At 70.2% G+C, this 22,264-nt stretch carries 20 protein-coding genes; 8 read left to right on the top strand and 12 right to left on the bottom strand.

Translation table 11 applies throughout. The features are described from left to right. Positions 1-10 precede the first annotated feature (10 nt). Genes EOD73_RS08645 through EOD73_RS08655 form a run of 3 tightly spaced genes read right to left on the bottom strand, consistent with a single transcriptional unit; the run spans position 11 to position 2,324 of the window. The gene (locus EOD73_RS08645) at positions 11-568 is read right to left on the bottom strand and encodes a YceI family protein (protein ID WP_127682598.1); all 558 of its coding nucleotides are present in this window, start codon (positions 566-568) and stop codon (positions 11-13) included. Further along, positions 569-1,114, bottom strand: coding sequence for a cytochrome b (locus tag EOD73_RS08650; RefSeq protein ID WP_127682599.1), 546 nt, complete (start codon positions 1,112-1,114; stop codon positions 569-571). A gap of 58 nt (positions 1,115-1,172) precedes the next feature. Continuing rightward, entirely contained in the window at positions 1,173-2,324 is a 1,152-nt protein-coding gene (locus tag EOD73_RS08655) for an alkane 1-monooxygenase (protein ID WP_127682600.1), read from the bottom strand. A gap of 67 nt (positions 2,325-2,391) precedes the next feature. Here EOD73_RS08655 and EOD73_RS08660 point away from each other — a divergent pair, with 67 nt between their 5' ends. Further along, positions 2,392-3,075, top strand: coding sequence for a CYTH domain-containing protein (locus tag EOD73_RS08660; RefSeq protein ID WP_164846007.1), 684 nt, complete (start codon positions 2,392-2,394; stop codon positions 3,073-3,075). Here EOD73_RS08660 and EOD73_RS08665 read toward each other — a convergent pair. Continuing rightward, positions 3,050-3,778, bottom strand: a complete 729-nt coding sequence (locus EOD73_RS08665) for a response regulator (protein ID WP_127682602.1) — start codon at positions 3,776-3,778, stop codon at positions 3,050-3,052. The genes EOD73_RS08660 and EOD73_RS08665 overlap by 26 nt on opposite strands. Beyond that, positions 3,775-5,208: an ATP-binding protein gene (locus EOD73_RS08670; RefSeq protein WP_127682603.1), complete on the bottom strand. Its 1,434-nt coding sequence runs from the start codon at positions 5,206-5,208 to the stop codon at positions 3,775-3,777. Before EOD73_RS08670 ends, EOD73_RS08665 begins: the two co-directional genes overlap by 4 nt. 122 nt (positions 5,209-5,330) lie before the next feature. Between EOD73_RS08670 and EOD73_RS08675 the strand changes: the two genes are divergently transcribed. Further along, a complete protein-coding gene (locus EOD73_RS08675) occupies positions 5,331-5,657 on the top strand; it encodes a hypothetical protein (protein ID WP_127682604.1) in 327 nt (108 codons plus the stop codon). A 23-nt stretch (positions 5,658-5,680) separates the two neighbouring features. Beyond that, positions 5,681-6,925, top strand: a complete 1,245-nt coding sequence (locus EOD73_RS08680; RefSeq protein WP_127682605.1) for a cytochrome-c peroxidase — start codon at positions 5,681-5,683, stop codon at positions 6,923-6,925. 9 nt (positions 6,926-6,934) lie between these two features. Here EOD73_RS08680 and EOD73_RS08685 read toward each other — a convergent pair whose 3' ends face one another. The 6 genes from EOD73_RS08685 to EOD73_RS08710 all read right to left on the bottom strand — a co-directional run bounded on the left by EOD73_RS08685 (position 6,935) and on the right by EOD73_RS08710 (position 16,629). After that, positions 6,935-7,663, bottom strand: coding sequence for a YceI family protein (locus tag EOD73_RS08685; RefSeq protein WP_127682606.1), 729 nt, complete (start codon positions 7,661-7,663; stop codon positions 6,935-6,937). Continuing rightward, positions 7,663-10,395 carry a M16 family metallopeptidase gene (locus EOD73_RS08690; protein ID WP_127682607.1) on the bottom strand — a complete coding sequence of 911 codons (2,733 nt, stop codon included), beginning with the start codon at positions 10,393-10,395 and terminating at the stop codon, positions 7,663-7,665. Before EOD73_RS08690 ends, EOD73_RS08685 begins: the two co-directional genes overlap by 1 nt. 68 nt (positions 10,396-10,463) lie before the next feature. Beyond that, positions 10,464-11,243, bottom strand: a complete 780-nt coding sequence (locus tag EOD73_RS08695; protein WP_127682608.1) for a substrate-binding periplasmic protein — start codon at positions 11,241-11,243, stop codon at positions 10,464-10,466. A gap of 73 nt (positions 11,244-11,316) precedes the next feature. Beyond that, positions 11,317-12,033: a site-2 protease family protein gene (locus tag EOD73_RS08700; protein ID WP_127682609.1), complete on the bottom strand. Its 717-nt coding sequence runs from the start codon at positions 12,031-12,033 to the stop codon at positions 11,317-11,319. Then, entirely contained in the window at positions 12,030-12,917 is an 888-nt protein-coding gene (locus EOD73_RS08705) for a DUF2167 domain-containing protein (RefSeq protein ID WP_127682610.1), read from the bottom strand. Before EOD73_RS08705 ends, EOD73_RS08700 begins: the two co-directional genes overlap by 4 nt. Before the next feature lie 157 nt (positions 12,918-13,074). Beyond that, positions 13,075-16,629: an indolepyruvate ferredoxin oxidoreductase family protein gene (locus tag EOD73_RS08710; protein WP_127682611.1), complete on the bottom strand. Its 3,555-nt coding sequence runs from the start codon at positions 16,627-16,629 to the stop codon at positions 13,075-13,077. A gap of 196 nt (positions 16,630-16,825) precedes the next feature. Here EOD73_RS08710 and EOD73_RS08715 point away from each other — a divergent pair, with 196 nt between their 5' ends. The 5 genes from EOD73_RS08715 (at position 16,826) to EOD73_RS08735 (ending at position 20,766) form a co-directional block, all read left to right on the top strand. Further along, the gene (locus tag EOD73_RS08715) at positions 16,826-17,413 is read left to right on the top strand and encodes an Lrp/AsnC family transcriptional regulator (RefSeq protein WP_127682612.1); all 588 of its coding nucleotides are present in this window, start codon (positions 16,826-16,828) and stop codon (positions 17,411-17,413) included. A 44-nt stretch (positions 17,414-17,457) separates the two neighbouring features. Further along, the gene (locus tag EOD73_RS08720; protein WP_127682613.1) at positions 17,458-18,543 is read left to right on the top strand and encodes a GGDEF domain-containing protein; all 1,086 of its coding nucleotides are present in this window, start codon (positions 17,458-17,460) and stop codon (positions 18,541-18,543) included. 68 nt (positions 18,544-18,611) lie between these two features. Next, positions 18,612-19,736 carry a GGDEF domain-containing protein gene (locus tag EOD73_RS08725; protein WP_127682614.1) on the top strand — a complete coding sequence of 375 codons (1,125 nt, stop codon included), beginning with the start codon at positions 18,612-18,614 and terminating at the stop codon, positions 19,734-19,736. Next, on the top strand, positions 19,733-20,356 hold the full coding sequence (locus EOD73_RS08730) for a hypothetical protein (protein WP_127682615.1): 624 nt from the start codon (positions 19,733-19,735) through the stop codon (positions 20,354-20,356). The genes EOD73_RS08725 and EOD73_RS08730 overlap by 4 nt, the downstream gene beginning before the upstream one ends. Continuing rightward, a complete protein-coding gene (locus EOD73_RS08735; protein WP_127682616.1) occupies positions 20,353-20,766 on the top strand; it encodes a methylglyoxal synthase in 414 nt (137 codons plus the stop codon). The genes EOD73_RS08730 and EOD73_RS08735 overlap by 4 nt, the downstream gene beginning before the upstream one ends. Before the next feature lie 92 nt (positions 20,767-20,858). Here the strand turns inward: EOD73_RS08735 and EOD73_RS08740 are convergent, their stop codons facing one another. Further along, positions 20,859-21,338, bottom strand: coding sequence for a low molecular weight protein tyrosine phosphatase family protein (locus EOD73_RS08740; RefSeq protein ID WP_375137436.1), 480 nt, complete (start codon positions 21,336-21,338; stop codon positions 20,859-20,861). Positions 21,339-22,264 lie beyond the last annotated feature (926 nt).

Consider the following 22,264-nt stretch of genomic DNA (forward strand, 5'->3'; position numbering starts at 1 on the left):
GGAAGGAACATCACAGCGGCGCCATGCCGCTGAACTGGAACTTGAACTTCACCAGCACGTCGGCGGCGACGATGCTGGTGTCGCTCCACTCGCCGTCACCGATCTTCCAATCGGTGCGCTTGAGGTTGAACTGGCCGGTGGCGGTGCTGTTGGCACCGGCCTGGGTGAGGGTGAGCTGCACGGTCAGGGGCTTGGTCTGGCCCTTGAGCGTGAAGGGGCCGCTGAGCTCGAACTTGCCGCCGCCCAGGGCCTTCACGCTTTGGGCGGTGAAGCTGGCGTTGGGCTGGCGCTTGCTGTCCAGCCACTCGGGCTTCATCAACTCAGCCTCGACGTCGGCCGCGCCCATGCTGGCGCTGGCCAGGTTGATGCCGATTTGCACCTTGGCCGCCTGGGGCTGCTTGGGGTTGAAGGCGAAGCCGGGCAGGCTGAAGGTTTTGAAGCGGCCTTCGACCGGCACGCCCATTTGCTTGCTGACGAAAACGATCTCGCTGCCCGCGGGGACCAGGGTTTGCGCCTGGGCCAAGCCGAAGCCAGCCAGCAGGGCGGTGCTGAGGAGAAAGCGTTTCATTCAGTCCTTTCCGGGCCACATGCGGGCCAGCAGGCGGTCGCGGTCGATCAGTTGGTGCTTCAGCGCGGCGCCCACGTGGGCGGCGATCAGCACGGCCAGGCTCCAGGCCGCGATCTTGTGGAGGCCTTTGAGCGTTTCGGCCAGTTCTTTGTTCGGCCCGACCCAGTCGGGCAGCGGCAGCACGCCGAACCACACCACGGGGAAGCCAGCGGCGTTGCTGTAGGCCCAGCCGAGCAGGGGCACGGCGGCCATCAGCACGTACAGCAGGCCGTGCACCGCGTGGGCGGCGCGGGCCTGCCACAGCGGGGCGGGCACCTCGGCAGGCGGGCGGTGGGTGGCCCGCCAAGCAAAACGGACGACGAACAGCAGCAGCAGGGTGATGCCGAACCACTTGTGCCAGTTGATGAGCTTCAGGCGGGCCAAGGACATCGGCAGTTCGCTGGCGTACCAGCCCACGGCGATGGCGCCGATCAGGCCCAAGGCCATGACCCAGTGCAGGGCCATGGCGGTGCGGGTGTAGCGGCGGGGGGTGGAGCTCAGCGGCATGGGGGTCAGTGTCCGGTGGAGCAGGCGAGCTTAGGTCGCGCTGCGTTGCATGCTTGTTTCAATCGGTTTGAACGATCGACCGTTCCCAGCGCGAGCCGGGTTGAACGTTGGCCCGCGTCAAGTCGCCGCCGTAATGGGCCAGCACGCGCTTGTCCATCACGCGGCGCCACAGCCAGGGCACGTAGGCCAGCAGCACCATGCCGGCGTAGCCGTTGGGCAGTTGCGGCGCCTCGGGGAAGTGGCGCAGGGCCTGGTAGCGGCGGGTCGGGTGGGCGTGGTGGTCGCTGTGGCGCTGCAGGTGGTACAGGAACACGTTGCTGGCCACGTGGTTGCTGTTCCAGCTGTGCTCGGGCCGGCAGCGCTCGGGCTTGCCGTCGGGGCCGCTGCCGCGCTTCAGGCCGTAGTGCTCCAGGTAGTTCACCACCTCGAGCAGGCTGAAGCCGTACACGGCCTGCAGCACCAGAAAGCCCAGCGCCCAAGGGCCCCAGAGCGCGGTGAGCGCGCCGAACAGCGCCACCGTCATGGCCCAGGCCTGCAAGCACTCGTTGCGCCAGTGCCAAACCCCCAGGCCCCGACCGGCCAGGCGGGCGCGCTCCAGGTGCCAGGCGCTTTGCAGGCTGCCCATCACCGTGCGCGGCAAGAAAGCCCAGAAGGACTCGCCCAGGCGCGAGCTGGCCGGGTCCTCGAAGGTGGCCACGCGGCGGTGGTGGCCGCGGTTGTGCTCCACGTAGAAGTGTCCGTAGGCCACGGGTGCCAGCGCGATGCGGGCCAGCCAACGCTCCCAGGCCGGGTGCTTGTGCCCCAACTCGTGCGCCGTGTTGATGGCCGCGCCGCTGATGGCGCCCACGCTCAGCACGAGGCCCAGCCACACCCAAGGCTCGCCCGCGTGCACCACCGCCAGCTGCGTGCCTTGCACCACCAGGGCCAGGTACAGGGGGATGAAGAGCACCGTGAGCGCGCGGTACCAGCCGTCGGCTTCCAGCCCCGGCACGGCTTCGTCGGGCGGGTTGCGGGTGTCTTCGCGGATCAGCGCGTCCAGCAGCGGGATCACGCCGTAGAGGAACACGGGCGTGACGAAAAGCCAGCCCAGCTGCCCGGTGTGCTCGAAGCGCAGCAGGTGCCACACCACGGTGAGGGGGAACAGGGCGGACAGCAGCCAGGCGTAGCGCTTGGGGTCGCGGTAGGTGGGGGTGGGGGCGAGGGCGGCCATGCGGCGATGGTGGCGGCTGGCCCGCAGCGGCGCAAGCGGGCCAGCCCGCAGGCGACACACTGTGGGCATGAGCACCGAACTCGAACTTCGCCTGGCCATCCCGGCCGCCGCGGCCGGCGCCGTCGCCGCCCACGTGGCCGCCCTGCCCGGCGCGCGCACCGTGCCTTTGCGCGCCACCTACTTCGACACCGCCAGCAGCGCCTTGGGCCGCGCCGGCTGGGGCCTGCGCCTGCGCTGGGAGGGCGAGGCCGGCTGGGTGCAAACGATCAAGGGCCCGTTGATGGCCGATGGCCTGAGCCGGCCCGAGCACAACGCGGCGCGCGGCACGGCGGCCGAACGGCCCGCGCTGGACATGCACGCCCACGACGCGCTGCCCGAGGCGGCGGCGTTGCTGGCCGGTGTGCCATCGCCCTTGCTGCCGCAGTTCGGCACCGAGATCGAACGCCTGCGCGCGCAGCGCACGCTGGCCGGTGGCACCCGCGTGGAGTTGGCCTTGGACCGCGGGCACTTGCTGGGCGGCAGCGCCAGCGCGCCGGTGTGCGAGCTGGAGCTGGAGTGGCTGGACGGTCCACTCGCCCCGCTGTGGGCCGAGGCCGAGCGCCTGGTGCGCGCCCACGGCCTGGTGCTGGAGCCGCGCAGCAAGGCCGCGCGCGGTCACGCGCTGGCGCGGGGCGAGGCGGTGCCGCCCGCCGATTGGGCGTCGGTGGACGCCACGCTGGCCGCGATCAGCGATTGGGCTCGATCGGCCTGAAGCAGTAGCCAGCGCCGTACACGGTTTGCAGCGCCGGGCCCAGGCCCAGGGCGTCGAGCTTGCGGCGCAGGTTTTTGATGTGGCTGTCCACCGCGCGGTCGCTGACGTCGCGGTAGTCGTCGTGCAGCGCGTCCAGCAGCGTGGCGCGGCTGAGCACCCGGCCCGGGGCCAGCAGCAGCGCGCGCAGCAGGCGGAACTCGACGGGCGTGGTGCTCAGGGCCTGCTCGCGCCACCACAGGCGCTGGCCGTCCTCGTCGATGACGAAGCCGCCCGTGCCCGGCAGCTGCTGGCGCGCCGGCGCGCCCAGACGGCCGTCGGCGCGGCGCAGCAGGGCCTTGACGCGGGCCACGGCCTCGCGCGGGCTGAAGGGCTTGCACAGGTAGTCGTCGGCGCCCAGCTCCAGGCCGAGCAGGCGGTCGAGCTCTTCGATGCGGGCGCTCAGCATCAGGATGGGCACGCCAGAGCGCTGGCGGATCTGCTGGCACACCTGCAGGCCGTCTTGCCCAGGCAGGTTGAGGTCGAGCAGCACCGCCGCCCAAGGCCCTTCGTGGACGAAGCGCTGCACGGCCTCCAGCCCGTCGCCGCAGGGGCTGGGCGCGTGGCCGGCGGCGCGCAGGTAGTCCACCAGCAGGCCGGCGATGGCGGGGTCGTCCTCCACCACCAGGATGCGCGCGGCAGGGCTGGCGGCGGCGCCGACGCTCACAGCGGCAGCTCCATCACGAGGCGCAGGCCGCCCAGGGGCGAGGCCTCGGCGTGCAGGCGCCCGCCGTGGGCCTGGACCAGGGCGCGGGCGATGGACAGGCCCAGGCCGCTGCCGCCGTCGTCGGCCGCGCCTGCGCGGCTGCGCGAGGCGTCGCGCCGGTACAGGGGCTCGAACAGGCGCTCGCGCTCGGCCGCGTCGGGCACGCCGGGCGGGCTGTCGTCCACGGTGACGCGCCAGCCCTGTGGGCCGTGGCGTTGCGCCTGCACCGCCACGCGGCCGGGGGCCTGCGTGTAGGCCAGGGCGTTGCCCAGCAGGTTGTCCAGCACCTGCTGCAGCCGGGTGGCGTCGGCCGACACCGAGCCGGGCAGATCGGGCCATTGCCAGTCGTTGGCCAGGCCGGCGGCATCGAGCCGCGGCGCCCAGCGGGCCCGGGTGTCGGCCAACAAGGCGGCGGGGTCGGTGGGCTGGCGGTGCACCGGCAGGGCGCGCAGGTCGCCGCGGGCCAACAGGGCGAAGTCGTCGGCCAGGCGGGTCAGGCGCCCCACCTCGCGTCGCAGGCTGTCCAGGCGCTCGGCGTTGAGCGGGCGCACGCCGTCGGCCACGGCGTCGAGCTCGCCGCGCATCACGGTCAGCGGCGTGCGCAGCTCATGGCTCAGCTCGGCCACCCAGCGGCGGCGGCTGCCCTCCAGGCGCTGCAGGCCTTCGGCCAGGCGGTTGAGGTCCAGGGCCAGGTCGTCCAGCTCGTCGCGCCAGCGCCCTTCGGCCGGCGGCAGGCGGTGCTCGAAATCGCCCTGGGCCAGGCGGTGCGTGGCGGCCTGGGCGGCGGCCAGCGGGCGCATCCAGCGGCGGGCCACCCACACCGCCACCCCCGCGGCCAGCACGGCCATGGCCAGGCCCAAGCCCGCCAAGCCGGCGAACTGGCGCTGCAGGAAGCGCGCGTCGGCTTCGTCCTCGCTGGCCTCTCGCCGTGGCGCGAAGTGCGCGACGGCAACGGTGCGACCGTCCAGCACGATGGGGTGGTCCAGCACTTCGCGCGGCCGCGGGGGCGGACGGCCCCACAGGAGCGAACCGTCGGGCGCGGTGACGAAGAAGCCGCGCAGCGCGCGTTCGTCAGCCCGCAAGGGGCGGTAGGGGCGCTCGCCCCGCGGTGGGGGCGCCTCGCCAAAGGCATCGGGCCGGGGCGGGGGGCCACCCAGCAGGGGAGCCATGAGCGCCTCGGGATGGGCAGCCAGGCCTTGCACGCCGTGGCGCTCGACGGCTTGCCGCGCCCCCTCGGCGAAGGTGGCCAAGCGCGCGCGGTCTTGGGTGCGCAGGTAGTCGGTGAAGCCGCTGCGCAGGTGGGTCGCCGTCAGCGCCGCCAAGCCCACCACGGCCAGCAGGCTGGTGCCCACCAGCAGCAGGCTCAACTGGTGAACGAGGCGCAGTCGCATGCCGGCCATCTTAGGAAGGACCGGCTTGGCAACTGTGGAGATGGCCTCCACAAAGCCTCCATCCTGGCTCCGCACCCGCGGCCGAGCATCGCGCCACCTTGTTCTTGAACCCGGAGCCGACCATGACCCACCGTTTCTCCACCTTGTCCGCTTGGGCCTTGGCCCTGGCGATGGCCGCCACCGCCGTGCAGGCGCAGCCCGCCGGCGAGCGCCGCCCACCCCCGCCGCCCTCGGCGTCCGAGCTGCAGCGCGAGCTGGGCCTGGAGGCCGCCAAGGCCGAGCAGGTGGCCGCGCTGATGGCCCGCCATGGCGAGGCCCGGCAGCAGTTGCACGAGCGGCAGCGCGGCGAGCTCGAAGCCTTGCTCAGCGCCGAGCAGTTGCGCCAGTTGAAGCGCGCTCGCCCTGAGCATGGGGAGCGCCAGGGTCGCGCCGTCGAGCGCCAGCGCTGAACGCTGAGCGCCTGGAGCCTGCCATGCGTTCTCGCCTCGCCCCCTGGGTGCTGCCCGCCGCCCTGGCCCTGAGCGCTTGCGGTGGGGGTGGCGCCAGCACGGTGCCCACCCCAGCCGCGCCCGCGCCCGCGCCCGCACCCGCACCCGCACCCGCACCCGCACCCGCACCAGCGCCAGCGCCAGCGCCAGCGCCCGACACCAGCCCCGCGGCCCGCGCCGCCGTGGGCGACCTGCTGTTCCACGAGGTGCGGCTGTCGGCCAGTGGGCGGCAAAGCTGCGCCAGCTGCCACGACCCGGCCCGCGGCCATGCCGACCCGGCCGGCGGCTTCCTGCCGTTGGGGGGGCCCTCGCTGGACCAACAGGGCCTGCGCAGCTCGCCCTCCGTTCGGTACCTGAGCAATGCCGGCGCCTTCACCATCGAGGCCAACGGCCGTGTGCACGGCGGGCTGTTTTGGGATGGGCGCGCGGCCACGCGGGAGGAGCAAGCCCGCGGGCCCTTGCTCAACCCCAAAGAAATGGCCAACGCCAGCGTGGCCGACTTCGCGGCCCGCCTGCGCGGCACGGCCGCCTGGCTGCCGCTGCGCAACGCCTACGGCCTGGCCGCCAACGCCAGCGACGAGGCCCTGATGACGGCCTCCACCAACGCTCTGGCGCTGTACCAACAGCTGGACGTGGACTTCCAGCCCTTCAGCAGCAAGTTCGACCAGGTGCAGGCCGGCACCGCCACCTTCACGCCGGCCGAGGCGCGGGGCCTGGCGGCGTTCAACGACCCGCAGCGCGGCAACTGCGCCAGCTGCCACAGCAGCGGGCCGCGACCGGGGGGCGGTTTGCCCCTGTTCACCGACTTCAGCTACCACGCGCTGGGCGTGCCGCGCAACGCCAGTGCGGCCACGGCCGATCCCGCCTTCTTCGACCTGGGCCTGTGCGGCCCGAACCGCATCGACTTGGCGGCCCGCACCGAGCTGTGCGGCAAGTTCCGCGTGCCCACGCTGCGCAACGTGGCGCTGACCGCGCCCTACATGCACAACGGGCGCTTTGCCACGCTGGAGGAGGTGGTGCGCTTCTACGCGACCCGCGACACCAACCCGGCCGCGTGGTACCCCACCGTGGCGGGCACGGTGCAGCGCTTCAACGACCTGCCCGCGGTCTACCAGGGCAACGTGGAGCGGCGCATCCCCTTCGGCGGCCGGCCCGGCGGCACGCCGACCTTGAGCGAGCAGGACGTGGCCGACATCGTGGCCTTCTTGGGGACCTTGACCGACCGCTGAACCGAGGGCTCAGCGCCAGTGCAGGTCGGCGTCGAGCAGCACCTCGTCCTGCACCGCCAGCAGGCCGCCCAGGATGCTGAAGGGCGCCAGGCCGTGGTCGGTGTGGCGCAGCACCAAGCGCCCTTGCAGGCGCAGCTGCTGCGCGTCTTGCGCCACGGCCAGGGCCACGCGGTGGGTGTGCGTTCGCCCGGCCAGGGTCAGGGCCACGGTGGCGGCCCACCAGGGCGCAGCGCCGGTGAGCTGCACGAGCTGCAGGCGCACCTCGGGGTGCGCGGCGGCGTTGAGGCCTTGGGGCGAGAGCAGGTTGCGCTTCGTGGCCGCGACGGCCTCGGCGTCCAGCGGCTTCTCGTTGAACTCGCCGCCGGCCTCTTGGCGCCAGCGCGGGTCGTCCAGTTGCAGCGCGTCCAGGCGCGTGCGCAGCTCGCCCTGCGCGCCGGCCAGGCCCTGGGTCGGCAGCCACAGCGCGCCTTGGGCCTCGCCGGCTTCCAGCAGGTGGTGGTGGCCCAGGCGCGCGGCGCTGCCGCCGCGAAAGGCCACGATGCGAAGGCGGGAGGCCGCGGCGTCGAGCCGCCACAGGCGGCCGCCGGCCGGAGGGGCGCCAGCGGCCAGCGCCGCCAGCAGCGACGGAGGCGCTCGGTCGCCGCCCTCGGCAGGGGACGCCGGGGCCAGCGTGCCGCACGCGCCCAGGCTCACCAGCCCGGGCAGGGCGATCAGCAGGGCACGGCGGCGTGGCCGCATCACTTGGCGCCGGTGGCTTCGTCTTTGAAGTCGCCCGCCCACACGATCTGCAGCGCGTCCAAGCGCAGGTGGCGGCGCAGGGCCTCGTTCACCTGCTGCAGCGTGGCGGCCTCGATCTGCGCGTCGACCTCGGCCGTGCGCGCCATGGTGCGGCCCAAGTAACTCTGCTGGGCCAGGCTGCCGGCCAGGCCACCGTCTTGGGCGCGCCCCAGCGCGCGGTAGTTCAGCAGCGCGCGCTTGGCATTGGTCAACTCTTGGGCGGTGAAGCCGTCCTTCAGCGCGCGGGCGAACTCTTCCTTCAAGGCCTTCTCGACGCGGGGGCGGTTCTGCGGCGCAAAGATGGCGCCGAAGACCCAGGTGCTGGCGGCTTCGAACGAGTTCCAGTCGACGTAGCTCCAGGTGCCGTAGCTCAGGCCCTCGCGCTCGCGGATGCGCACCCACAGGCGCGAGTCGGTGTTCGAGCCGAGGATGTAGTCGGCCAGCAGCAGCGCGGCGTACTGCGGGTCCATGTCGTTCAGGGGCACCGACACGGCGGCCAGGAAGGTGGCGTTTTGCTTGTCGGGCGTGGCCTGGCGCACGTCGGCGGCGGGGAAATCCTGGAAGGGCTGCGGCAGGCGCTCGTGGGCCAAGGCGCCGGTCCAGTTGGCGACGCCCTTCTCGACGGCGGCCTGGACCGCCTTGGCGTCGAAGTCGCCCACCAGGCTCAGGGTCAGGGCCTGCGGGCCGTACAGGCTGGCGTGGGCGCGCTTCACGCCCTCCAGGGTCACGGCCTGCAGGTCGGCGCGGGTGCCCTCGAACGTGCGTTCGTTGCGCGGATCGCCCTCGGGGTGGGCGCTGCGCAGGCGGTTCAAGGTGTTGCTGGCGATGTTCTCCGGCTCGCTCTTCATCGCGTCGATGCCGGTGATGAACTGCGCGCGCACCTCTTCCAGGGTGGCGGCGTCCAAGCGCGGCTCGCGCAGCAGGTGCAGCACCAGCGCGGTGGCCTCGGCCGCGTGCTCGCGGGTGGTGGTCCAGCCCAAGCTCACGCCCGCGGTGCTGTCGCGCACGCCCAGCTCCATCTTCAAGGCGTCCAGGCGGTCGCGCAGTTGTTGGCGGTCCAGCGCGGTGGTGCCCTTGTCGAGCAGCGCCGCCAGCAGGTCGGTGGTGGAGCGTTGGCCTTTCAGCGCCGCCAGGTTGCCGAAGCGCAGGGTCAGGGTGCCGTGCACCTGGTTGCCGCGGGTGGGCTTGGCCAGCATCACCAGGCGCGCGCCGTTGGGCAGGCTCACGCGCTGGGTGGCCCGCTCGATGGCGGCCGGCGCGGTGTCGAAGGCGGCCACGCTGGCCAGCGCGGCCTGGGGCACGAAGGTCTGGATTTGCGCGGCCACGTCCACGGCCTCGGGCTTGGGCGCGCGCACCGGCTTGTCGGTGGGCACGTACAGGGCCAAGGTGCGGTTGGCCGGCAGCAATCGCTCGGCGGCCACGCGGTTGACGTCGGCCAGGGTGGCGGCCTTGACGCGGTCGCGCAGCAAGAAGAACAGGCGCCAATCGCCGCTGGCGATGGCCTCGCTCAGCGCGGTGCCCACTTGCTGCGGATCGCCGAAGAGCTTTTCCCAGCGGTTGAGCCAGCGGGTCTTGGCGCGGTCGAGTTCGGCCTGGGTGAAGGGCTGGGCGGCCACGCCTTCCACCACCTGCAGCAGGGCCTTGCCCAGGGCCTCGGGGTCGCCGCCTGGCTGGGCGTCCGCGCCCAGCAACAAGGCGCTGGGCTCGGCCAGCGCGGCCGAGAAGCCGCTCACGCCGCTGGCGGTCTTGAGCTCTTCCACCAGGCGCTTGTGCAGGCGGCCCGCGGGGGGCTCGGTCATCAGGGTGGTGATGAGCTCCACGGCGGCGTAGTCGGGGTGGCTGCTGGCGGGCACGTGGTAGGCCACGGTGGCACTGGGCGTGCCGCCGGTGCGGCGCACGGTGACGCTGCGCTCGCCGTCCTGCACCGGGTCCAGGGTGTAGAGCTTGGGGCGCGGCTTGGCGGGCTTCTTCAGCGGGCCGAAGCTGGCCTGGATCCAGCCCAGGGTCTGGGCCGGGTCGAACTTGCCGGTGACGATGAGGGTCGCGTTGTCCGGCTGGTAGTGCAGCTTGTAGAAGGCTTGCAGGCGGCCGATGTCGACGTTCTCCACGTCGGTGCGGGCGCCGATGGTGCTCTTGGCGTAGTTGTGCCACTGGAACATGGTGGCGAACAGGCGCTCGAACACGATGTTGCCGGGGCTGTTCTCGCCCATCTCCATCTCGTTGCGCACCACCGTCATCTCGGTGTCCAGGTCCTTCTTGGCGATGAAGCTGTTGACCATCGCGTCGGCCTGCCAGCCAAGGTACCACTTCAGGGTGTCGGGGTTGGCGCTGAAGGAGGCGTAGTAGTTGGTGCGGTCGAACCAGGTGGTGCCGTTGGCGGCCAGGCCCCGCTTGGCGAACTCGGCCCACACGTTGGGGTGCTTGGGCGTGCCCTTGAAGATCAGGTGCTCCAGCAGGTGGGCCATGCCGGTCTCGCCGTAGTTCTCGTGCTTGCTGCCCACGCGGTAGGTCACGTTCACCGTGGTGGTGGGCTTGCTGGCGTCGGGCGCCAGCAGCACCTGCAGGCCGTTGGGCAGGCGGTACTCGCTGATGCCTTCGACGGTGCGCACCGGCGCCATGGGAGCGGCCGAGGCGGCGGCCAGCAGGGAAAAGCTCAGCGCGCCCAGCAGCGCGCGCAAGATCGGGTGGGCCATGGGCAGATCCACGAACGAGAAACGGGGAGGCGAGCCTACCCGAGGCCCGCCGGCGTGCCGAACGTCAGTCAGGCCACGCCGTAGCGCTCGCGCAGGCGCTGCAACTCGCCGCTGGCGGCGAGGCTTTGCAGCCCCAGCACCAGGCGGGAGCGGGCCGCCACCGGCAGGGCGCGCGAGCAGGCCACCCGCTGTTCGTCCACCTTGAACACGGCGGGCAAGATGCGCAGTTGCGCCCCCAGGCCGTTGCGCTCGATGTGCTCGCGCAGCGAGGAGCCCGCGTGGTAGAAAAACCGGCCCCGGCCCAGCAGCAGCATGCGCAGGTTTTGGTCGTTGTTCAGGGCCTGTGGGTAGAGCGCGATGCCGGTTTGTTGGCCCAGGTACTCCGAGTACGCCGTGCCGTGGGTCGTGAGCACCAGGCCGTCCGGGCCCAGCGCGCGCAGGTCGTCCAGCGAATTCACCTGCACCGGGTCGTCGGCCCGAACGGCGACCTGGTGGCGGCTGACGTACAGCGGCGGGCCTTCGAGGAAGTCCACCAGCCGGCGCCGCTCGTCGGTGGGGATCAGCGAGAAGAAGACGTCGATCTCCTCGGTGCTGAGCGCTTGCACGACGCGCTTGAGGGGCAGGTCCCGCTCCAGGCCGCGGAAACGCAGTTGGAGGTCGTTGGCCTCCAAGCGCTCGATGATTTCGATGCAAATGCCAGGCCGCGAGCGATTGAGCCGGTCGAACTTCAGCGGCAGGGCCGCTTGGCTGGCGGTGCGCAGCACCAGCAGGGGCTTGGCCCGGGGCTCCGCCGGCAGCACGCCCGGGATCAGCGCGGCAGAGGCCAAGCACAGGGCGCGACGTTGCATGTTTTGACTGTAGGCAGCGTGCGCGCCCTGGGCAAGGGGGCCGCCATCCCCACAACGAACGAGGCCTGGGCCGTCAGCGTGCGGGCGCCAGCATCTCGTGGACGTCGTGCGTCATGACCGCCAGGTACGCCGCGAGCAGCAGGTAGTACGTGGCCCACTCCCAGCGCTTGCTGGGGGCGGTGGCGTAGTAGGCCGCTTGCGCTGGGTCGGCGCGGTGCTTCCAGGCTTGCCAGGCCTGGGGGCCGGCGATCACGGCCAGCACCAGCAGCATGGGGCTGGGGTTGGCGATGAACACCGCGCCCAGCAGCGGCAGGCCCAGCCACCAAATCTTGGGACTCAGCACGCTGGTGATGCGCCCGCCGTCCAGCGCCGGCAAGGGGATGAGGTTGAACAGGTTCAGGAAGAAGCCGCTGTAGGCCACGGCCAACAGCCAACGCAGGTCCGGGGTGCCTCGTGCCCAGAGGTAGCACAGGGTCGCGGCCACCGTGCCCAGCAGCGGGCCGCCCATGCCGATGTAGGCCTCGTCCTCGGCCTTGTGCGGCATCTTCTTCAACTCGACCCAGGCCCCGACGAAGGGCAAGAAGGTCGGCAAGCCCACGGGCAGGCCCTTTTGGCGCGCGGCGATGTAGTGCCCCATCTCGTGGACGAAGAGCAGCGCGATGAAGCCCGCGGCGTAGCGCCAGCCGAAGATCCAGGCGTACACGACCAGCGACAGCAGCATGCTGCCGCCGCTGGCCAGCAGCTTGCCGAACTTGGCGCCCGAAAACAGCAGGGCCAGCAGCTTGATCATGCGGTGTTCTTGTTGCGGCCCAGCAGCTTGCCGATGCCGCCCACCAGGGCGATGCCGCCGATCAGGAAGACCTTGGCGAACTTGGCCAGGAAGCCGGCGATGACGGCGAACAGCCCCAGCTTCTTGGCGCCCACGCCCAGCACGAGCGCCGCCAGACCGTATTCGGCCACCTTGTCGGTGCGGCTGTCGAAATCGGCGTAGCGCTTGCCGTCCACAAAGGCGATGGCGCCCAGCAGCTCTTGGGCCACGGCCTTGTGCTGCGGCAGGTCCTTGAGGTCGGTGACCAGGTTCAGGCTCAGGTAGCCCTCGCGGCCCAGGGCGAAGGTGTTGTAGTTGACGCCTTGCTCGGCGGTGGCCGGGGCGCCCTTGTCCTTGCTGGCCATGGCCCACACCAGGCGGTGGGTGCTGGCGTCGTAGGCGGGCTTCTCGGCCCAGCCGACGATTTCCATCGCCGCGCCGCCGAGCTTGATGCGTTCCTCGTTGGCCGCCTCGGTGCCTTCGCGGTAGCTCTTCAGCAGGTCGTCGGCGTTCCAGTCTTTGGCGTCGTCGTCCTTGATGTAGCCACCGCCTTCCCAGCTGATCAAGGCGAACCAGCCCTCGCGCGTCTCGGGCAGCACCAGGCCGCGCACGTCGCGGTGCTCGCCGGGGTTGCCCATGAGGCGCAGCAGGTTGCCGGCGTGCGGTTGCGGCACGAAGCGCCGGCCCGCGGGCACCTTCAAGGTGGCTTGGTTGTCGAGCTTGACCTCGCCAGGTCCGGTGACGGCCGCCGCCAGGGCCTCCGTCAGGGCCTTGGGCGGTTCGGCTTCGGGGGCCGGGCTTTGGGCCTGGGTGGCGGCGGCGGCCAGCAGCAGCGCCAGCGCGCGCAGGGGACGGAGGATGGACATGGAGACTCCCTGGTTCTTGGAAAGCCGGGGAGTGTAGGAATGCCCTTTCCAATTTGAGGGCCTTCAACCCAGGGGGGCGTCTCCAAAAGCAACACGCCCGCGCGGCAGGGCCGGCGGGCGTGTTGCGTGGGGGCGGGTGGCTTGAACCCTCAGGGCATCAGGCGTTCCACTGCGCCAGCAGTTGCTGCCACTTGGTTTGCACCGCGTGGGCGTGGCGCTCTTTCACGTGGCCGAAGCCACGGATGTCCTCCGGCAGGCGGGCCAGTTCCAGGGCCTGGGGCAGGCGCTCGGCGCTCAAGCGGGCCAGGATCGCTTCGACGGTGGTGCGGTACTGCTGGATGAGCGCGCGCTCCATCTTGCGCTCGGCCGTGTGGCCGAAGACGTCCAAGGCCGTGCCGCGCAGGCCCTTGAGCTTGGCCAGCACGTGGAAGGCCGGGCGGATCCAGCGGCCCATGGGCTGCTTGACCAACTCGCCCTTGGCGTTCTTCTTGGCCAGCAGCGGCGGGGCCAGGTGGTGCACCAGCTTGTAGTCGCCTTCGAACTGCGCGGCCACCTTGTCGGTGAAGGCGCGGTCGGTGTGCAGGCGTGCCACCTCGTACTCGTCCTTGTAGGCCATCAGCTTGAACAGGTACTTGGCCACGGCCTCGGTCAGGGCGGTGCCTTGGCCCAGCTTCGCTTCTGCGGCGCGCACGCGCTCGACGAAGGCCTTGTACTCGCCGGCGTAGGCGGCGTTTTGGTAGCCGGTCAGGAACTCGACGCGCTTGGCCACGATCTCGTCCACGCCGGGACGCTTGACGAAGTTGATGACCGATTGCGCGGCGAACAGCGCGCGCACCTTGGCAGCATCGACGGCGCAGCGGCGGCCCCACTCGAAGGCGGCCTTGTTGTTGTCGATCTGCACGCCGTTGAGCTCGATGGCGCGCATCAGGGCCGCGTAGCTCAGCGGGATGCGGCCTTGCTGCCAGGCGTAGCCCATCATCAGCGGGTTGGTGTAGATGCTGTCGCCCAGCAACTTCACGGCCACCTCTTCGGCGTCGAACTTGCCCAGCAGCTCCGCGCCCACGGCCTGTTCCAGCGCGGTTTCGCAGGCGGCGCCGGGGTGCTGCCAGTCGGCGTTCAGCACGAAGGTGGCGGTGGGGCTGCTGTGCGTGTTCAGGGCCACGTAGGTGCGGCCCGGGCGCATGACCTGCAGCGTGGCCTTGTTGGCGGCCACGATGGCGTCGCAGGCGATGACGAGGTCGGCCTCGGCCGTGCCCACCTTGGTGCAGTGGATGGCGTCTTGGGTGTTGGCGATCTGGATGTGGCTCCAGGTGCTGCCGCCCTTTTGCGCCAAGCCGGCGGCGTCTTGCGTGACGACGCCCTTGCCTTCCAGGTGCGCGGCCATGCCCAGCAGTTGGCCGATGGTGATCACGCCCGTGCCGCCCACGCCGGCCACCACGATGCCCCAGGCGGCGTCGCACATCGGCAGGGTGGGGTGGGGCAGTTCGCCGAGCGCGGCGGCGTCAAAGGGCGAGACCTTCTTGGCCTTGGCCTTCTTCATCTGGCCGCCCTCGACGGTGACGAAGCTGGGGCAGAAGCCTTTGACGCAGGAGAAGTCCTTGTTGCAGCTGTTCTGGTTGATTTGGCGCTTGCGGCCGAAGTCGGTCTCCAGCGGCTCGATCGACAGGCAGTTGCTCTGCACGCCGCAGTCGCCACAGCCTTCGCACACCAACTCGTTGATGACGACCCGCTTGTCGGGCTCGGCCAGCTTGCCGCGCTTGCGGCGGCGGCGCTTCTCGGTGGCGCAGGTCTGGTCGTAAATGATGGCGGTGACGCCGGGGATCTCGCGGAACTCGCGCTGGATGGCGTCGAGTTCGTCGCGGTGGTGCACCGTCACGCCGGGGGCCAGCACCACGCCGGTGTACTTCTCCGGCTGGTCGGTCACGATGACCAGCTTGGCCACGCCTTCGCTGAGCACCGACTGCATGATCTGCATCACCGAGTGGCCCTCGGGGCGTTCGCCCACGGTTTGGCCGCCGGTCATGGCGACCGCGTCGTTGTAGAGGATCTTGTAGGTGATGTTCACCCCGGCGGCGATGCTCTGGCGGATGGCCAAGATGCCGCTGTGGAAGTAGGTGCCGTCGCCCAGGTTGGTGAAGATGTGCTTTTCGGTGGTGAAGGGCTGTTGGCCCACCCAGGGCACGCCTTCGCCGCCCATCTGCGTGAAGGTGCTGGTGTTGCGCCCGGGCATCCAGCTGACCATGTAATGGCAGCCGATGCCGGCCACGGCGCGGGAGCCTTCGGGGACGCGCGTGCTGGTGTTGTGCGGGCAGCCGCTGCAGAACCAAGGCACGCGGTCGGCACCACCGGCCACGCTCAGTTCATCCGTCAGCGCGCGGTCCTTGGCCTCGATGACGGCCATGCGGGCGTCGAGGCGGGCCATGACGTCGGCGTCCACGCCCAGCTTCTTGAGGCGCTTGGTGATGGCGCGGGCGATGATGGCCGGGGTCAGGTCGGCCTGGGCGCGCAGCAGCCAGCGGTCGCTGGGGTTCGGGCGGTTCCACTCCCCGCCGCTCATGTCGCCCTCCGACTCCTCGAACTTGCCCATCACGTTGGGACGGACGTCGGGGCGCCAGTTGTAAAGCTCTTCTTTCAGTTGGTACTCGATGACCTGGCGCTTTTCTTCGACGACCAGGATCTCTTGCAGGCCGGTGGCGAAGTCGCGGGTGATCGTGGCTTCCAGCGGCCACACCACGTTGACCTTGTGCAGGCGGATGCCCAGGCGGCGGCAGGTGTCGGTGTCCAGGCCGAGGTCGTGCAGGGCCTGGACAGTGTCGTTGTAGGCCTTGCCGCTGGCGATCAGGCCGAAGCGGTCGTTCGGGCCCTCGATGACGTTGTGGTTCAGCTTGTTGGCGCGCACGTAGGCCAGCGCCGCGTACCACTTGAAGTCCATCATGCGGGCTTCTTGGTCCAACGGCGGGTCGGGCCAGCGGATGTGCACGCCGCCCGGGGGCATCTCGAAGTCGGTGGGCAGCACGATGTTGACGCGGTCGGGGCTCACGTCCACCGTGGCGCCGCTCTCGACGATCTCCTGGATCGTCTTCATGCCGCTCCACAGGCCGCTGTAGCGGCTCATGGCGAAGGCGTGCTGGCCCATGTCCAGGATGTCTTGCACCGTGGTCGGGAAGAAGACTGGGAAGCCCACGGCCTTGAAGACGTGGTCGCTCTGGTGCGCGGCCGTGCTGCTCTTGGCGATGTGGTCGTCGCCGGCGATGGCGATCACGCCGCCATGCTTGGCGGTGCCGGCCATGTTGGCGTGCTTGAACACGTCGATGCAGCGGTCCACGCCCGGGCCCTTGCCGTACCAAATGCCGAAGACGCCGTCGTACTTCTTCTTGTCGGGGTACAGGTCGAGCTGCTGCGTGCCCCACACGGCGGTGGCGCCCAGCTCTTCGTTCACGCCCGGCTTGAAGACGACGTGGTTCTTCTCCAGGTGCTTGCGCGCGGCCCACAGGGCCTGGTCGTAGCCGCCCAAGGGCGAGCCGCGGTAGCCGCTGATGAAGCCGGCGGTGTTCAGGCCATGCATCGCGTCGCGGGCGCGTTGCAGCATCGGCAGGCGCACCAGGGCCTGGATGCCGCTCATGAAGGCGCGGCCACGGTCGAGTTGGTACTTGTCGTCCAGCGTGACGGTGTCCAGCGCGCGGCGGATGTGCTCGGGCAGGGGGGCGTTCATCGGCAAGGCTCCTGGCCTGGGGGTCGGTTGAGTGTGCGCTGATGGGCGCGGCAACGGCCTGCGGGCAAGCCCTTGTGGGGCCAGCGCAGGCAACCCGGCAGTGTAGGAACTTCGTGCGGCGAAGTGCTTGCGATGTTTGCGCCAAAAACCGAAGATTGAGCAATCCTGTTGCTGTTGCTGTGCACAAAACGCCACCATGACCGCCAAGAAGCCCGCTCGGGCGAAAGACCCTCGCGCCGCCGTGGCGCACCTGTCCAAGGCCGAAGAGGCCCCCGAGGCCGAGCGCAGCGGCAGCGCACTCGACCGCTATGACATCGCCATCCTGGCCGCGCTGCAGCACGACGCGCGGCTGACCAACGCCGAGCTGGCCGCCCGCATCGGCCTGACCGCGGCGCCCACCTGGCGGCGCGTGCGCTGGCTGGAGGAGCAGGGCTACATCACCGGCTACCGCGCCGAGATCGACCGCCGCCGCATCGGCCTGGGCGTGCTGGCCTTCGTGCGCGTGGACGCCGACCGCAACAACGCCGCCGCCACGCGCCAACTGGAGGCGTCATTGCGCGCGCTGCCCGAGGTCATCAGCTGCCACTACATCAGCGGCGCCGGCACCTTCGAATTGCAGGTGGTGGCCACCGACCTCGACGCGTTCAGCCGTTTCACGCTGGACACCCTCTTGGTGCTGCCCAACGTGGGCGACGTGCACACCAGCTTCAGCCTGGGCGAGGTCAAGGCCGCCGGGGCCTTGCCCCTGCAACATTTGGCACCGGCGGGCCGGTCTTTGGCTTGACGGATTCCCATCCCTTGGGCGGCGCATGTACCCTCAAGGCGCCCATGACCGACGCTGCCGCTTCGACGCCGGACGACCGCCGTGCTGCCATCGCCCAATCGGCGGTGGTGGTGGCGGCGTCGGCCGTCTGCCAGCTCGTTTTCTTGTGGGTCGGCCGCCAAGCCGGCACGCCGTGGCCCTGGCTGTTGGCGGCCGCTGGCGCGGCGTTCGGCGGCTTGGTGCTGTTGCACCTGTTGATCCGTTCGGGCTGGTCCGAGCGCTTGGAGGATCCCAGCCTCAGCCAAGCCCACATTCAGTACGGCACCTTGTCCATGGCCATTGCCTATCCCCTGATGGGGGTTTATGGCTCGTTGGTGCTGCCCCTGGCCGTGGCCTTGCTGACCTTCGGCGTGTTCGCGCTGCGCGGCCGGCAGTTCACTGGTTTGGCGCTGTGGGCCTTGGGCGTGCTGGGAACGGGCATGGCCGTGGCTGTGCTGGGCTGGCCGCGCCAAGTGCCTGGGGATTTGGCCCTCGGGCAGTTCATGGCGCTGTGCATCGCCATGCCGTCCATTGCTTGGTTCGCCGCGCGCATTTCGGTGTTGCGCCACCGGTTGGAGCAGCAGCGCAGCGAGTTGAGCGAGGCCTTGGTGCGCATCGAGCACCTGGCCACGCGGGACGCCCTGACGGGCTTGGCCAATCGCCGTCACGCCGAGGCGGTCTTGGACCAGACCCTGCGCCGCCAGCGCCGCGGGGGGCGGCCGGCAGCGCTGGCCTTGGTCGACCTGGACCACTTCAAGCGGGTGAACGACCGCCACGGCCACGCCGTGGGCGATGCCGTGCTGGTGGCCTTCGCGCGGGCGGCCGAATCGGCCCTGCGCGACACCGACCTCGTGGCCCGCTGGGGCGGCGAAGAGTTCTTGCTTTTGCTGGAAGGCAGCGACCCCCTGGCCGCCGAGTCCGCCTTGGCCCGTTTGCGAGCCACCGTGGCCGAACTCGCCGTGTCCGCGGGCGACGAAATCTTGCGCTTCACCTTTTCTGCCGGACTCACCCCCTGGCAGGCCGGTGACACCGCCGCGCGCTGGTTGGACCGCGCCGACCGCGCGCTGTACGAAGCCAAGGCCGCTGGCCGCGACCGCACCGTGTTGGCATGAGCCGGAGGCGTTTCGCCGCGTTTCGAAGGTAGGCTGCGCGCAGCACCGCTTGCCCATTCGCCTGCCGCATGCCCGACGCGTCAACGTCCACCGTCGCTCCCGCCCCTGCGGCTGGGCGAAGCGCTGCCGCCGCCCAGCGCTTGCGGGTGGGCCAGTTCTTGTTGGCCTCGGTGCTGATGGGCGCTCACGTCGTGTTCGTCATCAGCATCGGCACCTGGACCGAGGTCCCCGCCGTGCCGCTGTGGAGCTGGGCCGCGGTCACCGTGGCCACCTACGTGGCGTTTTACGTCGCCCTTCGCTCCGGCTGGTCGGAGCGCCTGCGCGATCCCTCCATGACCCAGCACCAGGTCGTGGCCTCCCTGGTCTTCGCCGGCGTGTCGTACCTGTTCTTGGGGCCCGTTCGGGGCCTGCTGCCCGGTGCCATGCTGGTGGTGGTGTGCTTCGGCATGTTCAAGCTGCGGGTGCGCACGGTGCTGGGCGTGGCCCTCTTGGGCTGGTTGGTGCTGGCCGCGGCCGTGGGCTTGCACCTGGCTTTGGCCCCGCCCCCGGTGGACCCCACCCTGGACCTGGCGCACCTGTTCGCTGCATTCGTGATGTTCATGGCCGTGGGCCTGCTGGCCGGCCGCCTGTCGCGCATCCGCGCGCGGCTGACGGCGCAGCGCGAGCAGCTCAACGAGGCCTTGGCCCGCATCGAGGCCCTGGCGCACCGCGACGCCCTGACCGGGCTGTTCAACCGACGCTTTGCCGACGAGGTGCTGCTCCAGGCCGTGCAGCGCCAGCGCCGGCAGCCCCACCCGCCGCTGTGCGTGGCCATCGTGGATCTGGACCACTTCAAGCGGGTCAACGACCGCCACGGCCACGCCGTGGGCGACGCCGTGCTTTGTGCGTTCGCCAAGGTGGGCCTGGCCACGCTGCGCAACACCGACACCCTGGCCCGTTGGGGCGGCGAAGAGTTCCTGCTCATCCTGCAGGCCAGCGATTTGATGGCCGCCGAGCTGGCGTTGGAGCGCCTGCGCACCGCCGTGGCGGCGCAGCCCTTGGCCCTGGACGGTGGCGACACGCTGCCCTATGCGTTTTCGGCCGGCCTCACGGCGTGGCGACCCGGTGACGCCTTGGCCCACCTGCTCGAGCGCGCCGACCGCGCGCTCTACCAGGCCAAGGCCGAGGGACGCAACCGGGTGGTGACCTTGTGAGGCGGCGCCTTGCCCTCCACGCCGCCTGCGTGGCCTGCTTGGCGCAGGGCCTGCCCGTTCACGCCGCCGAGCCGGTGATGCTGCTCGTCGAGTTGCGCTGGGTGGTGCTCAGCACCCCTGCGGCTGCTGGCCTGAGCAGCGCGGGCCAACCCCGCGGCGGCACCACCTTGGGCACGCAGGCCGCAGGCGACGGCGTCGAGCCCCTGGGCCCCGCGATGCGCGTGCTGGCCGGGGAGGCGCTGAGCTGGTCCTTGGGCCGCGAGACCGCCGAGTTGCCCGTGACCTGGGCCTGGCCCCAAGTGGCCGGCGTGCCCGTTCAAGTGCCCGCGCCCTTGCGCCAGGGTCAAGAGCGCCGCTGGCGCCTCGACGTCCAAACCCGCTGGCCCAAGCCAAGCGGCCCCGTGCTGCTGCAACTCCGCTGGTCCACCGAGGGCGACGGCGACCCCGGCGAACGCCTGGCCACCACCCTGCGTGTGCCGCTGGGTCGTTGGACGACCGTGGCCCTCCACAACGAAGGCGCTGCCGCGCTGCCCGCCAACCGCGGCGAGTTGCGCAGCAGCGCTGCCCGCCCCCAGCGCACCCGCGAGTTGCAGGTGCGCGTCAGCCCCGTCCTCGAATGACCGACTCCCTGCGCATCGCCCTCATCGCCCACGACCGCTGCAAAGACGCCATGGTGGCCTTGGCCAAGGAGTTTGCCGACCGCCTGCGCCCCTGCGTGCTGATGGCCACCGGCACCACCGGCGGCCGCTTGCAGGCCGAGGTGGGATTGACCTTGCACCGCTACCTGAGCGGGCCGCTGGGGGGCGACCTGCAAATCGGCGCGCGCCTGGCCGAAGGCGGCGTCGACGCCGTGGTGTTCCTGCGCGACCCGATGACGCCCCAGCCGCACGAGCCCGACATCAACGCCTTGGTGCGCGCTTGCGACGTGCACAACGTGCCCTGCGCCACGAACGTGGCGGGGGCGCGCTTGCTGCTCGGTGCGTTGCTGCGGGATCCGGCGTCAGGGCCAGCGACGCGGTCTGGGCCCTGAGTCAGCGTCGCCTGGGCGCCCGCTCCCTGGCGACCGGTCGATCTGCGGCGGAGCTTGGCCCCGCTGGGCGGGACGAAACCGCCTCGTGACCGCTACTCTAGGCCAAGAATGGCGCCGACCGACTCGCGAACCAGTTCCACCAACTCGGGGTCCATGAACCGGTACTCGTCCGGGATGTCGAGGACGTGGATCGGCTTGTTGTCCAGCAGCCGCCTGTAGGCCGCCAGCAACCGAGACTTGTGCTTCTCTTCCATGACGAAGATGACTTGGGCCCAGGCCAAGTCAGCGACGGAGACGGGGTGCTTGGCGTTCGGGCTGGTGCCCGCTGAGCGAACGCACAGGGCTGGGTGCTTCCGCCAAACCTGCTCTGCCGTGGGGCTTCGCCATTGATTGCGACTGCACACGAACAAGACATTCGTTGGGGCTGGGCTTGGCAATTCTTCAGGCTCCTGCGTCAACTGCGCTTCGGTGACCCTGGGGTACTCCAGCCCGAGTTGCTTGGCACGCGCGAGCTTGACGGACCTCATGTAGAGGTGCTTCCAGTTCTTCTCGCGCTTGAATTCGGCGGGCATGGCTCGTGATGCGCCTACCGTTTGAATTCAGCCGACCAGCCTGCATAGCTGAAGCAGGTCGGCTGCAATGATTGGTTAGGGCTTGCCAAATGTTTCATGCGTTGCCCAGTCGCTAGCGCAGAGCCAGTCCTCTGGGATTTCCTCGGCCGCTTCAACAGTCGCCTCGATATCCCAAATGTGCTCCCATCCTCCGGTTGAGTAACTCTCGACTCGTGCAGCCTCACCCCACTTGGCAAGCCACTCGCGCATCCAATCGAAGTCCGCAGAAGAGTCGACATGATCTACATAGACAGTGATTCGCTTCGTCGTCGGCATGCGAGCGCCCTAACGTTCGCGCTCAGCGGGCGACTTGGCCGTCCGCTGCAGCAAGGGGTTAAGCCGCATGCTCTTGATATGTGCCATCCGAATGCCTTGACCAGCCTGACTCGAATATTCCGGTTGCGAGATTGAAAAAGCTCTCGAACTCTTGCATGAGAGCCCCATCGGAATCAAATAGATACCCGCGAACACGTTGGAGCCGAAGCTTCGAAATTCCATCCGCGGAGTCCCAAACATGTTCGCCGTCCCAATAGTCGCCGAGCGGCATTTGATTCGAATACACACATGCGCCTTCCGGGCTGTAGCCGATAAGTAAGGCGCAATCCCGAATGCATAGCTGTTCCATGCGCGGCTTAACGTGTTCTCGGGCGACACACACCGCCGCTTTGGCAGGCGCGCTGCGCCCTGGATCGGCAGCCAAAAAGGCGTCCAAGCTTTTGTTTCATTGGAGAAAAGCTCACGTTGAACTGGGTGACCATACGGCTTCGAATGATGGGCAGAAGCGGCACGTTGTGACAAGTGCTGGAAAGCCGCCGCAGCGCGAGGTGCGCGAATGATGCCCGTCGCCAACAGGCATCCAAGGGCAGCGTGCATTGACAGCCCACGCG

Source organism: Inhella crocodyli (assembly GCF_004004565.1).
In the GTDB taxonomy this organism is placed as follows: domain Bacteria; phylum Pseudomonadota; class Gammaproteobacteria; order Burkholderiales; family Burkholderiaceae_C; genus Inhella; species Inhella crocodyli.

Bases quoted from the DNA above. Each gene is read 5' to 3' on its own strand.
- EOD73_RS08645 (WP_127682598.1), bottom strand. From the start codon at position 568: ATGAAACGCTTTCTCCTCAGCACCGCCCTGCTGGCTGGCTTCGGCTTG.
- EOD73_RS08650 (WP_127682599.1), bottom strand. From the start codon at position 1,114: ATGCCGCTGAGCTCCACCCCCCGCCGCTACACCCGCACCGCCATGGCC.
- EOD73_RS08655 (WP_127682600.1), bottom strand. From the start codon at position 2,324: ATGGCCGCCCTCGCCCCCACCCCCACCTACCGCGACCCCAAGCGCTAC.
- EOD73_RS08660 (WP_164846007.1), top strand. From the start codon at position 2,392: ATGAGCACCGAACTCGAACTTCGCCTGGCCATCCCGGCCGCCGCGGCC.
- EOD73_RS08670 (WP_127682603.1), bottom strand. From the start codon at position 5,208: ATGCGACTGCGCCTCGTTCACCAGTTGAGCCTGCTGCTGGTGGGCACC.
- EOD73_RS08675 (WP_127682604.1), top strand. From the start codon at position 5,331: ATGACCCACCGTTTCTCCACCTTGTCCGCTTGGGCCTTGGCCCTGGCG.
- EOD73_RS08680 (WP_127682605.1), top strand. From the start codon at position 5,681: ATGCGTTCTCGCCTCGCCCCCTGGGTGCTGCCCGCCGCCCTGGCCCTG.
- EOD73_RS08685 (WP_127682606.1), bottom strand. From the start codon at position 7,663: ATGCGGCCACGCCGCCGTGCCCTGCTGATCGCCCTGCCCGGGCTGGTG.
- EOD73_RS08690 (WP_127682607.1), bottom strand. From the start codon at position 10,395: ATGGCCCACCCGATCTTGCGCGCGCTGCTGGGCGCGCTGAGCTTTTCC.
- EOD73_RS08695 (WP_127682608.1), bottom strand. From the start codon at position 11,243: ATGCAACGTCGCGCCCTGTGCTTGGCCTCTGCCGCGCTGATCCCGGGC.
- EOD73_RS08700 (WP_127682609.1), bottom strand. From the start codon at position 12,033: ATGATCAAGCTGCTGGCCCTGCTGTTTTCGGGCGCCAAGTTCGGCAAG.
- EOD73_RS08705 (WP_127682610.1), bottom strand. From the start codon at position 12,917: ATGTCCATCCTCCGTCCCCTGCGCGCGCTGGCGCTGCTGCTGGCCGCC.
- EOD73_RS08710 (WP_127682611.1), bottom strand. From the start codon at position 16,629: ATGAACGCCCCCCTGCCCGAGCACATCCGCCGCGCGCTGGACACCGTC.
- EOD73_RS08715 (WP_127682612.1), top strand. From the start codon at position 16,826: ATGACCGCCAAGAAGCCCGCTCGGGCGAAAGACCCTCGCGCCGCCGTG.
- EOD73_RS08720 (WP_127682613.1), top strand. From the start codon at position 17,458: ATGACCGACGCTGCCGCTTCGACGCCGGACGACCGCCGTGCTGCCATC.
- EOD73_RS08725 (WP_127682614.1), top strand. From the start codon at position 18,612: ATGCCCGACGCGTCAACGTCCACCGTCGCTCCCGCCCCTGCGGCTGGG.
- EOD73_RS08735 (WP_127682616.1), top strand. From the start codon at position 20,353: ATGACCGACTCCCTGCGCATCGCCCTCATCGCCCACGACCGCTGCAAA.
- EOD73_RS08740 (WP_375137436.1), bottom strand. From the start codon at position 21,338: ATGCCCGCCGAATTCAAGCGCGAGAAGAACTGGAAGCACCTCTACATG.